The 11,358-nt window shown below is 62.5% G+C and carries 11 protein-coding genes and 1 pseudogene; 5 read left to right on the top strand and 7 right to left on the bottom strand.

Going from position 1 to position 11,358, the window contains the following annotated elements:
• The 5 genes and pseudogenes from ABI213_RS06285 to ABI213_RS06265 all read left to right on the top strand — a co-directional run.
• Positions 1 to 196 (top strand): annotated as a pseudogene (locus ABI213_RS06285) (electron transfer flavoprotein subunit beta/FixA family protein); the annotation flags it as partial.
• 1 nt (position 197) lies between these two features.
• Complete coding sequence (locus tag ABI213_RS06280; RefSeq protein ID WP_348026437.1) at positions 198 to 1,130, top strand: electron transfer flavoprotein subunit alpha/FixB family protein; 933 nt, start codon at positions 198 to 200, stop codon at positions 1,128 to 1,130.
• Positions 1,131 to 1,276: 146 nt separating this feature from the next.
• Entirely contained in the window at positions 1,277 to 3,067 is a 1,791-nt protein-coding gene (locus ABI213_RS06275) for an acyl-CoA dehydrogenase (protein ID WP_348007681.1), read from the top strand.
• An 84-nt stretch (positions 3,068 to 3,151) separates the two neighbouring features.
• Positions 3,152 to 4,108 carry a nitronate monooxygenase family protein gene (locus ABI213_RS06270; protein ID WP_348007680.1) on the top strand — a complete coding sequence of 319 codons (957 nt, stop codon included), beginning with the start codon at positions 3,152 to 3,154 and terminating at the stop codon, positions 4,106 to 4,108.
• Positions 4,109 to 4,200: 92 nt separating this feature from the next.
• Positions 4,201 to 5,310: an acyltransferase gene (locus tag ABI213_RS06265; protein ID WP_348007679.1), complete on the top strand. Its 1,110-nt coding sequence runs from the start codon at positions 4,201 to 4,203 to the stop codon at positions 5,308 to 5,310.
• Here the strand turns inward: ABI213_RS06265 and ABI213_RS06260 are convergent.
• The 7 genes from ABI213_RS06260 to ABI213_RS06230 form a co-directional block, all read right to left on the bottom strand.
• On the bottom strand, positions 5,297 to 5,950 hold the full coding sequence (locus ABI213_RS06260; protein WP_348007678.1) for a glutathione S-transferase: 654 nt from the start codon (positions 5,948 to 5,950) through the stop codon (positions 5,297 to 5,299). The two genes, ABI213_RS06265 and ABI213_RS06260, sit on opposite strands and share 14 nt — an antisense overlap.
• A 12-nt stretch (positions 5,951 to 5,962) precedes the next feature.
• Entirely contained in the window at positions 5,963 to 6,895 is a 933-nt protein-coding gene (locus ABI213_RS06255) for a rhodanese-related sulfurtransferase (RefSeq protein WP_348007677.1), read from the bottom strand.
• Between the two features lie 70 nt (positions 6,896 to 6,965).
• Positions 6,966 to 7,952, bottom strand: coding sequence for an acyl-CoA desaturase (locus ABI213_RS06250; protein ID WP_348007676.1), 987 nt, complete (start codon positions 7,950 to 7,952; stop codon positions 6,966 to 6,968).
• 9 nt (positions 7,953 to 7,961) lie between these two features.
• The gene (locus ABI213_RS06245; protein ID WP_348007675.1) at positions 7,962 to 8,282 is read right to left on the bottom strand and encodes a metalloregulator ArsR/SmtB family transcription factor; all 321 of its coding nucleotides are present in this window, start codon (positions 8,280 to 8,282) and stop codon (positions 7,962 to 7,964) included.
• 105 nt (positions 8,283 to 8,387) lie between these two features.
• Entirely contained in the window at positions 8,388 to 9,515 is a 1,128-nt protein-coding gene (locus tag ABI213_RS06240) for a PHB depolymerase family esterase (protein WP_348026436.1), read from the bottom strand.
• A 13-nt stretch (positions 9,516 to 9,528) separates the two neighbouring features.
• Positions 9,529 to 9,966 (bottom strand): CopG family transcriptional regulator, encoded by a 438-nt coding sequence (locus ABI213_RS06235; RefSeq protein WP_348006211.1) that lies wholly within the window; start codon positions 9,964 to 9,966, stop codon positions 9,529 to 9,531.
• A 147-nt stretch (positions 9,967 to 10,113) separates the two neighbouring features.
• Positions 10,114 to 11,358, bottom strand: a 1,245-nt coding sequence (locus ABI213_RS06230) for a SpoVR family protein (protein WP_348026435.1), incomplete at its 5' end; no start/stop codon positions are given.

Genomic DNA, 11,358 nt, shown 5'->3' with positions numbered 1-11,358 from the left:
CGTCACCTTGCCCAACATCATGAAGGCTAAGAAGAAGCAGCTGGACACCTTCAAGCCCGAAGACCTGGGGGTGGACGTATCGCCGCGCATCAAGACCCTCAAAGTCTCCGAGCCCCCCAAACGCAGCGCCGGTATCAAAGTCCCCGACGTGGCCACCCTGGTCGCCAAACTCAAGACCGAAGCGAAAGTGATCTGACATGTCCGTACTCATCATTGCCGAACACGACAACACCAGCGTCAAAGGCGCGACCCTGAACACCGTCACCGCCGCACTTGCCTGCGGTGGCGATGTGCATGTGCTGATCGCCGGTAGCAACGCCGCTGCCGCTGCCGCTGCTGCCGCCCAGATCACCGGTGTGGCCAAAGTACTGCACGCCGATGCGCCAGGCTTTGCCCACGGCCTGGCCGAAAACGTCACCGCCCAGGTGCTGGCACTGGCCGCCGGCTACAGCCACATCGTCTTCCCTGCCACCGCCTCGGGCAAGAACATCGCCCCGCGCGTGGCCGCCAAGCTGGACGTGGGCCAGATCAGCGACGTGACCAAAGTCATCAGCGCCGACACCTTCGAGCGCCCGATCTACGCCGGTAACGCCATCGCCACCGTGCAAAGCCTGGACGCAACCAAGGTGCTCACCGTGCGCACCACCGGTTTCGACCCGGCTGCCGCCACCGGAGGCTCTGCTGCCGTCGAGGTGTTGACTGCCGTAGCCGATGCCGGTAAATCCAGCTTCCTGGGCAGCGAGATCGCCAAGAACGACCGCCCCGAACTCACCGCCGCCAAGATCATCGTCTCCGGTGGCCGGGCTTTGGGCAGCGCCGAGAAGTTCAACGAAGTGATGGTGCCGCTGGCCGACAAGCTGGGTGCCGCTTTGGGTGCCAGCCGTGCCGCCGTGGACGCAGGCTACGCGCCGAACGACTGGCAAGTGGGCCAGACCGGCAAGATCGTCGCCCCTCAGTTGTACGTGGCCGCCGGTATCAGTGGTGCCATCCAGCATTTGGCGGGCATGAAGGACAGCAAGGTCATCGTGGCCATCAATAAGGACGAAGAAGCGCCGATCTTCAGCGTGGCGGACTACGGGCTGGTGGCGGATCTGTTTGTGGCTGTGCCAGAACTGGTCAAGGCGCTGTAAGCCTCAGCACAGCATGAGAAGGCATCCTGCGAGGTGCCTTTTTTTGTATCCACAGGACTTACGCAACGCCTGACGGATGGCCCACTGGGCCTTCCGTCAGGCGTTGCGTAAGTCCTCATCTATTTGATTGATTTCGGAGACACCCCATGAGCTACACCGCCCCGCTGAAAGACATGCTGTTCAACATCCAGCACCTGGCCCGCATCGACCATATTGCGGCCTTGCCGGGCTTTGAAGACGCGGGGCTGGACACGGCCCAGGCCGTGCTGGAAGAGGCGGCCAAATTCAACGAGGGCGTGCTGGCACCGCTGAACTGGGTGGGCGACCAAAACCCGTCCAGCTGGAAAGACGGCGTGGTCACGGCCACGCCCGGCTTCAAGGCGGCGTTCAAGCAATTTGCCGAAGGCGGCTGGCAGGGCCTGCAGCACCCCGCAGACTACGGCGGCGCGGGCCTGCCCAAATCGATTGGCGCGGCCTGCGTGGAGATGTGCAACAGCGCCAACCTGAGCTTTGCGCTGTGCCCGCTGCTCAGCGACGGTGCCATCGAAGCGCTGCTGACGGCAGGCTCCGACGCGCTCAAAGCCACCTACCTGGAAAAGCTGGTCAGCGGCGAATGGACCGGCACCATGAACCTGACCGAACCGCAGGCCGGTAGCGACCTTGCCATGGTGCGCAGTCGCGCCGAACCGGTGGGCGACGGCAGCTACAAGGTGTTTGGCACCAAGATATTCATCACCTGGGGTGAGCACGACATGGCCGAGAACATCGTCCATCTGGTGCTGGCCCGGGTCAGCGGCGCGCCCGAGGGCGTGAAGGGCATCAGCCTGTTTGTGGTGCCCAAATTCATGGTCAACGCCGACGGCACGCTGGGTGCGCGCAACGACGTGCACTGCGTCAGCATTGAGCACAAGCTGGGCATCAAGGCCAGCCCCACCGCCGTGCTGCAGTACGGCGACCACGGCGGTGCCGTGGGCTACCTGGTAGGCGAAGAAAACCGCGGCCTGGAGTACATGTTCATCATGATGAACGCCGCCCGATACGCCGTGGGTGTGCAAGGCATTGCGGTGGCCGAGCGGGCCTACCAAACCGCTGTGCAGTTTGCCAAAGACCGGGTGCAAAGCCGCCCGGTGGATGGCAGCGTTAAAGCCAGCGTAGCCATCATCCACCACCCCGACGTGCAGCGCATGCTGATGACCATGCGCGGCCACACCCAGGGCTGCCGTGCCATGGCCATGGCGGCGGCGGCGGCGTACGACACGGCCCACCACCACCCGGATGCCGATACCCGCCAGCAAAACCAAGCGGTCTATGAATTCATGGTGCCGCTGGTCAAGGGCTACAGCACCGAAATGAGCCTGGACGTGGCTTCGCTGGGTGTGCAGGTACACGGCGGCATGGGTTTTATTGAAGAAACCGGGGCGGCCCAGTACCTGCGCGATGCCAAGATTTTGAGCATCTACGAAGGCACCACCGCCATCCAGGCCAACGACCTGGTGGGCCGCAAAACCCTGCGCGATGCTGGTGCCACCGCCAAGGCCATCGCACGCCAGATCGTGGTGACCGAGACCGCGCTGGCTAAAAGCGGCAGCGCCGATGCGGTGGCCGTGGCCAAGCGCCTCAAGGTCGCCCGCACTGCGTTCCTGGACGTGGTGAGCTTTGTGGTGACCCAGGCCAAAGCCCAGCCCAACGCCGTGTTTGCGGGCAGCGTGCCCTACCTGATGCTGGCGGGCAAGCTGGTGGCCGGTTGGCAGCTGGCGCGTTCGCTGCTGGTGGCCGAGGAACTGCTGGCTAAGGGCGAAGACACGGTGTTCATGCAGGCCAAGATCACCACCGCCCGTTTCTATGCCGACCACGTGCTGGTGGCAGCGCTTAGCCTGCGCGACAGCATCGTGGAAGGTGCGGACAGCGTGACCAGCCTGGCCATCGACGCGTATTAAATTGCTATTGATTGTGTAGCTTCTTGCGCAGGTACTATCTGCGCCAGAGCCTTATTTCTTATAAAAAACCAATCCGGAAACCCCATGTCCAAGCTTCCCGCCGCATTGAGCGCCTTGCCGCTGCCCATCATCGCCTCGCCGATGTTCATCGTCAGCACGCCGCAGTTGGTGATTGCGCAGTGCATTGCCGGGGTGGTGGGCTCCATGCCCGCGCTGAACGCCCGCCCGGCCGCGCAGTTGGACGACTGGCTGGCCGAAATCACCGAAACCCTGGCGGCCTACAACCGGGCCCACCCCGACAAACCCGCCGCGCCGTTTGCCATCAACCAGATCGTGCACAAGTCGAACGACCGGCTGGAGCACGACATGCAGGCCTGCGTGAAGTTCAAGGTGCCCATCGTCATCACCTCGCTGGGCGCGCGCGAAGACATCAACGCCGCGGCCCACAGCTACGGTGGCGTGGTGCTGCACGACATCATCAACAACAAATTTGCCCACAAGGCGGTGGAGAAGGGTGCCGACGGCCTGATCGCGGTAGCCACCGGCGCAGGCGGGCATGCGGGCATCAAAAGCCCGTTCGCACTCATCCAGGAAATCCGCGCGTGGTTCGACGGCCCGCTGGCTTTGAGCGGCTCCATTTCGACTGGCGGCGCGGTGCTGGCAGCACAGGCCATGGGGGCCGACTTCGCCTATATCGGCTCGGCCTTCATCGCCACCACCGAGGCACGGGCCGCGCTGGCCTACAAGCAGGCCGTGGTGGATGGCGATTCGGACGATATTGTTTTGAGCAACTTGTTCACCGGCGTGCATGGCAACTACCTGGCACCCAGCATCCGCGCGGCGGGTCTGGACCCCGAGCATTTGCCCGAAAGTGACCCCACCAAAATGAACTTTGGCGGCGACACGGCGGCCAAGGCCTGGAAAGATATTTGGGGCTGCGGGCAGGGCATCGGCGCAGTCCGTAAAATCCAGCCCGTGGCCGACTATGTCGCCCAACTTACACGCGAATACGCCGAGGCCAAAGCCCGTCTGTCTTTGTAGTTTTGAACCGGGGGTTGATTCCCCTTTCATCCCTTTTTTATCCAGCCGCCCGCCGTTGCATTGCCACCGGCGGGCGGACGTTTTTAGCGACGATGCCTATTTCTCCCCCGCGCGACAGCGCTACCCGCATACCTCTGCTCGACGTTCTCAAAGGCCTGGCCTGTGTGCTGGTCGTGGCCCACCACCTGGTGTTTTACGGCCCCATGTCCACGGTGGCCTACCCACTGGCCACTGGCCTGATGGACTGGCTGTTCAGCTACGGCCGCATGGCTGTGCAGGTGTTTCTGGTGCTGGGCGGCTATTTGGCGGCCAGCACCCTGGCCCCCACCGGCGTGGCCCGGTTTGACGGCCCGTTGCAGCAAGTGCAGCGCCGGTTCGTGCGTCTGTCCACTCCCTACCTGGCTGCGCTGCTGTTTGGCCTGCTGGCGGCCGCCGTGGCGCGCTATGGCATGGAGCACCCTTCGATTCCTTCCGAGCCCTCGCTGCCCCAGTTGCTGGCCCATGTATTCATGCTGCAAGACCTGCTGGGCTACGAGGCGCTGTCGGCCGGGGTCTGGTACGTCGCCATCGACTTCCAGCTATTTGTGCTGGCGGTGCTGGTGTTCAGTGTGGCCCGGCGGTGGTCGGCGCGCTGGCTGGCCCCGGTGCTGGTGCTGGGGTTGACGGTAGCCTCCTTGGCGTATTTCAATCTGGATGCCAGTTTTGACACGGTGGGTTTGTACTTTGCCGGATCCTACGGCCTTGGCATGCTGGCGTTTTGGGCGGGACGTAGTGCCCGGCCCTGGGTCTGGTTGACGGCCCTGGCCGTGCTGGGTTTGGCCGCGTTAGCGCTGGACTTCCGCGAGCGCATCGCCGTGGCCCTGGTCACGGCCCTGGTGCTGGGCGTGTTGCAGGCCAGCCCGTGGGCGCGCCAGTGGTCGCCATTGCCGCGGGTGCAGCGCCTCGGGCAGATGTCGTACTCGGTGTTTCTGGTGCACTTTTCGGTATGCCTGCTGGTCAACACCGTGTTCAGCCAGTACTTTCCCACCCAGCCGTGGATGAACGCCGCAGGCATGCTGCTGGCCTTTGGGCTTTCGCTGCGCTCGGGCCAGTGGCTGTACCGCAACGTGGAAACCCGCCTGATCAGCATGCCGTCGGCCTTGCGGCTGCAGGGCAGTTTTTTGGCGGCGGGCTTGCTGTTGATGGGGCTTAAAGCGCTGTAGGAAAGGGCAGGCCTGCGCTGCCAGATTGCCACGGCGCAGATTTCTGCATCACCTGCGCAAACAGCGCGGAATCTTCAAAATCTGCCAGCCATTTTTGCACCTGCGGCCAGGGCTGGGCCGCAAACCAGGCTGCATCCACATGGGCAAACTGCCGCACGAATGGGGCGATGGCCATGTCGGCCAGCGTGGGGTGGGGGCCAAACAGGTAGGGCCGCCCGGCCAGCCGCTGTTCCCATTCAGAAATCATAGGCTCCAGAGCCTGCCTGTGCCTGCCCAGACTGCGTGAGAAGCTATCGTCTTCATAGCGGCCGGGGTATTTGTAGCGGTCCAGATGGTGCTTAAAGGGGCCGTCCACCTCGGCCACCAGCGCCAGCATCTCCGGCAAAGGTGCTTGTAGCCAGCCCGCCGGATCGTGCCGCTCCAGCGCCCAGCGCATGATGTCCATACTCTGCTCCAGCACCTTGCCATCCGGCAGCACCAGCACCGGTACCGTGGCTTTGGGCGATGCGGCCAGCAGTTCGGGTGGCTTGTTGCGCAGTACCACTTCGCGCAGTTCCACCGTTTGCCCGCTCACCGCCAGAGCCAGCCGCGCCCGCATGGCGTAAGGGCAGCGGCGGAAGGAATAGAGGATGGGAGGCATTGGTTTTTCTGGCTAGTTTTTCTGTTTTGCGCCAACGTGCAAAGTCTGTCGCTCGTGGGCCAGCGCCATTTGCCGCTCGCGCTCCAGATAGCCCTGTTTTTGCGCTTCGGTGGTCTGGTCGAAGCAGTGGGCACACGACACGCCACGCACGAAGTGGGGCGATGCCGTGTCGGCTTCGGTCAGCGGGCGGCGGCAGGAGCGGCACAGTTCCAGCCCACCGGGCACCAGGCCGTGGCCCACCGAGACGCGCTCGTCAAACACAAAGCACTGGCCGCGCCACAGGCTGTCGGCTTCGGGCACGGTTTCCAGGTATTTGAGGATGCCGCCCTCCAGGTGGTAGACCTCGTCAAAGCCCTGGGCGCGCAACAGTGCGGTGGATTTTTCGCAGCGGATGCCGCCGGTGCAAAACATGGCGACCTTGGGTTTTTTGGCCAGTGGCTGGCCGTCGGTGCGGGCTTGGGCTACCCAGTCGGGCAATTCGGCAAAGCTGCGGGTGTGTGGGTTCAGCGCGCCTGCAAACGTGCCTATGGCCACCTCGTAGTCGTTGCGGGTGTCGACCACCACCACGTTGGGGTCGCTGATGAGTTGGTTCCAGTCCTGCGGCTTAACGTACTGGCCCGCCAACGTATTCGGGTTGGCCTCGGGCACGCCCAGGGTGACGATTTCGCGCTTCAGGCGCACCTTCATGCGGTAGAACGGGTCGCTGCTGGCGCTGGCCTCCTTGTGCTGCAGGTTGGCCAAGCGCGGGTCGCTACGCAGCCAGGCCAGTACCGCGCGCACGCCGTTTGGCGGCCCGGCGATGGTGCCATTGATGCCCTCGGTCGCCAGCAAAATCATGCCTTTGACACCATGCGCCTCGCAGCAGGCCAGCAGCGGCGGCTGTAGCGCTGCGTAGTCGGGCAGGGCGACGAACTGGTAGAAGGCGGCGGTGAGGAAGTCAGACATAAAGCAAAAACACTATTAAGTTGATAGCTGCTTGTGCAGATTATGTAAGCATTAGAGGTATATTTTATGGCTAATAATTGTGTTGACTACCTGGCCGTAGATTGCCACGCGCAATCTTTTGTATGGCTGCCGTGGTGCCCGACTTGGAGAGTTCCACCAGTTCCGCCCGGTGCGCCAAGTCCTTAGGCAGCCGCACAGCCCAAATCAAACCGAGGCGTCGCAGTACCGTCAGAACCCACCAGCCCGGGTCCCACTCACCGGGCAACAAGCCCAGCCGGGCAGATCCTGGGTATGCGTGGTGGTTGTTATGCCAGCATTCACCCATGGTCAGCAGCGAGGTGAGCCGGATATTGCGTCCTTGTACTGCTGCACCCTGCACCTCGAAATGCATACTTCCGTAGTTATGGGCGAAATAGCCGATCAGCCAATGCCCCAGGATGCCCGTGGCCACGCGTGCACAAACGCCCCAAAAGACAAAGGCCCAGCCACCCCAAAGATAGAACACCAGCGCGATCGGCAACTGCTGGGCCATCCAGGTGCGCTGGAGGAACTGGTAAAACCTGTCGTCCGCGATGCGTGCCTCGATATGGATGGCTGGTGGCTGTGCCAGCCACAGATCGCAATGCAATTGCCACCAGCCGTCCCGCAAGAAGCTGCTTCCATGGCGCAGGTAAGCGTGACAATCGGGCAGGCGTTGGGCGTAATCACGCAGCTCGTGCTGGCGCAGCAGACCTAAAGGCCCGGCCAGCCCCACCTGTACGCCGAGGTACACCAACAGGTATTCGAGCCACTGGGGGCACTGAAAGCTGTTGTGGATGAGCTTGCGGTGGCTGCCCAGCGAATGGCCGAACAGCAAAACGCAGGACGTTGCCACCCCATACAGCAGCAGCGCGCTCCAATTGAATGTGAGCATTCCACCCACGATGCCCCCAGCAGCCATGCCCAGGAACCAGAGAGACTTCAAAGCTGAAAACTGCACTTCACCGTTGCAGACGCTGTCCATGCTCTGGGCTTGCACGCGGTGCGCGTTTATCGTGGTGGTTGATGACAAGGGCATAGCGGTCTGCTACACGGGTTTGCCGCTGCGACCCAAGCTACGCGATTCGCGTTTCAAGGGGCCTGCCACCGGGCAGAGTTCGAAGGCGTAGCTACTCAATGTGTTGACCAAGTTGTCACCATTGAGGCGATACCAGACAAACGCCCCACGCCGTTCGCCACTGACCAAGCCCGCATTTTCCAGCACCGACAGGTGACGAGAGATGGTGGGAGAACTCATGGCGAAGCGCTCCGCCAGCTCAGACGTGGTCAATTCTGCTTCGGAAAGATACGCCAATATTTGGCGCCGAGGACCTGATGCCAGCGCTTCAAAAACTTTATCAATTTGCATGAATGTGCTTTTTTGCAAAATTAGCGAATTTGCTACTTTAAATTTTAGCTCAAGCGTAGCTCTGGGTACAGCACGGATCAGATGGGATGAATTATTTGGCCCTGCTCAGTGCGCCGTCGCACGCGCATGCTCCGTAAAGAAGCGCCACATCTCGGCCGATGCATCTGGGCCCAGCGGATCGGTGTAGCTGCCTTTGGGGCTGCCGCCGGACCAGGCGTGGCCTGCGCCGTGCAGATTCCAGTTTTCGGCGATGCTGCTGCCGTCGGCCGTTGTGTAGGTGGTGCGGGTGTAACTTTGGCCCTGGGCTACTTTGTCATTAGTGCCTTCGGTCACCTTGGCGGTGGTGGTGGCTTGGCCGATGGCGGTCTGCAGCACGGCATCGGCGTTGTGCGGGTGCACAGTGGCATCGGCATCGCCATGGAAGACGATGGTGGGCACGTTGGAGGCGGCACCGGCCACGCTGCGGCCGTTTTTCATGACCGACAGGGCGGTGATGACGTTGCTGGCCACGCCGCAGGCCAGGCCGGAATGGACGCCCACGGCGGCAAACACGTCGGGATGGGTGTGGCCCAGGATGCTGGCCATGGCACCGCCTGCAGACAGGCCCGCCACGTAGACGCGGGCCGGGTCGATGGCGCGCAGCCGGGTGACTTCGTGGACCAGGGCGGCCAGCCAGGCGGCCTCACCGGTGTCACGTTGCTGGTCGGCGGGGGTGAACCAGTTCCAACAGCGCTGCGGGTTGGCGCTGGCGTTCTGCGCGGGATACACCACCACGAAGCCGTGCTCCAAGGCCAACGCGTTCATGCCGGTGCCCACGGCAAAGTCGTCGGGGTTTTGGGTGCAGCCGTGCAACATCAGCACCAACGGCAAAGGATGTGCGGGCTGGGCAATGGCGTGCGGCGGGGTGTAGAGCTTGTAGCTGCGGGTGGTGCCTGCGTGGGTGAACGTGGCCTCGGTGAATTCGCCGGGGCCGTCGTTGGAGGCCGGTTCCACCGGGGTGTGCAGCGGGCGCACCGGTTCCGACACGGGCTGCGGGGCGGCTTTGTGGACGGGCCGCGCCTCGACGTCGATGACATCGCGGTCCGCATGCGATTGCTTCGCTGCGGGCGGCGTTGGGGGGTGTGGTGTCATGCGACCCAGCGCTTGCTGGATGGCCCGTGTGGCTTCCTGCAGGCTGCCATTCCGGGTGAGCCGGGTGGCTTCTTGCAGAAATTTTTTGAAAAGAGCGCTCATAGGTGCTTTCGTTTTAAATGTGGCGGTCGGCCAGGGCGGCCTTGACTTCGGGGCTGGCTTGCAGTGAGCCCAGCACTTCGAGTGAATCGATGGTGGCCAGCGCCAGTTCGGGCGAGACATCGTGGCCGATGCTGGCCAGGCCCAGCACGCGGACCTGCAGTTTTTGGTTTGCGGCCTGCACCGCCAGCAGGTCGGCCTGGCTGAAATGCTGCAGGCCCAGCACCAGCATCTTGCGAGCTACCACCTGTTTGACGGCATCGGAATGCGTGGCCAACTGGTTGCGGATGGCGGTGCGGATGAAGTCGGTGCGGTTGGCGTAAAAGCTCTCGGCCACCAGCAGGTCAATGTGGCCCAGGTCGACGAAGCCGAGGTTGATGGTGATTTTTTCCGAGTCCAGCACTTTGGACTTGGCAAGGTTGGTGGGTGTAGAGGTGATGGCTTTGGAAGTCATGCCCGCATTTTAACCATCCGTATGGATGGTTTTGGGATGGTTATTTAAACCCCATCCGCCTTGCAGGGGTAAAGCCAATTTATAAAAAATAGGCCGCTGGCGCAGGTGCCACCTGCGCTGGCAGCTATGTAAATAGGAGCGGGGTGGTTAAGGGCCTTTTTTGGCATCGCTGCGACGGCGTTTTTCGCTTTGGTGTTCGGCAACTACCGAGACACTGCCGTCGGCGTTTTGCCGCTCCAGCCTTACGTTGAAGCCCCACAGCGTACCCATGTGTTTGAGCACGGTGGCGCTAGATTCGCCCAGCGGGCGGCGCTGGTGGGCGAAGTGGCGCAGGGTGAGTGAGCGGTCGCCGCGCAGGTCCACGTTCCAGACCTGGATGTTGGGCTCGCGGTTACCCAGGTCGTACTGCTCTGACAACTGCTGGCGCAGGGCGCGAAAGCCGCTGTCGTCGTGGATGCTCTGGATGCCTAAGGTCTTGCGGGCGTCGTCGTCCAGCACCGAGAAAAAGCGGAATTCGCGCATCAGCTTGGGTGAGAGGTACTGGGCGATGAAGCTTTCGTCCTTGAAGTTGTGCATCGCAAAGTCGAAGGTTTTGCGCCACTCGGAGCCCGCGATGTCGGGGAACCAGGCGCGGTCCTCGTCCGTAGGTGCTTCGCAGATGCGGCGGATGTCGCGCCACATGGCAAAACCCAGTGCGTAGGGGTTGATGCCCGAGAAATGCGGGCTGTTGTAGGGCGGCTGGTAGACCACATTGGTGTGCGACTGCAAAAACTCCAGCATGAAGCCGTCGCCCAGGCGGCCTTCGTCGTACAAGGTGTTGAGTAGGGTGTAGTGCCAGTAGGTGGCCCAGCCTTCGTTCATCACCTGGGTTTGGCGCTGGGGGTAGAAGTACTGGCCAATCTTGCGCACGATGCGCACCACCTCGCGCTGCCAGGGGTCGAGCAGGGGGGCGTTTTTTTCTACGAAGTACAGCAGGTTTTCTTCGGGCTCCAGCGGGAAGCGTTTTTCTTCCTGGGCTTCTTCGGCCTCGGCGCGCGGCGGCAGGGTGCGCCACAGGTCGTTGACCTGGGCTTGCAGGTAGTCGGCGCGCTCTTTGAGGCGGGTGGTTTCTTTCTCTAGCGACAACCGGGGCGAGCGTTTGTAGCGGTCTACACCCAGGTTGCTCAGGGCGTGGCAGGCATCCAGCAGTTGCTCTACCGCTTCCATGCCAAAACGCTCTTCGCACTGGGCGATGTATTTGCGGGCGAACACCAGGTAATCGACGATGGCATCGGCGCTGGTCCATTGCTTGAAAAGGTGGTTGCCTTTGAAGAATGAGTTGTGGCCATACGCGGCATGTGCGATCACCAGCGCCTGCATCGGCAACGTGTTCTCGTCCATCAGGTAGGCGAT

This window comes from Rhodoferax sp. (genome assembly GCF_039922535.1).
Classification (GTDB): domain Bacteria; phylum Pseudomonadota; class Gammaproteobacteria; order Burkholderiales; family Burkholderiaceae_C; genus Rhodoferax_B.
The sequence above is the reverse complement of the archived record's forward strand: the minus strand, read 5'-3'. Positions and strand labels throughout refer to the sequence as shown.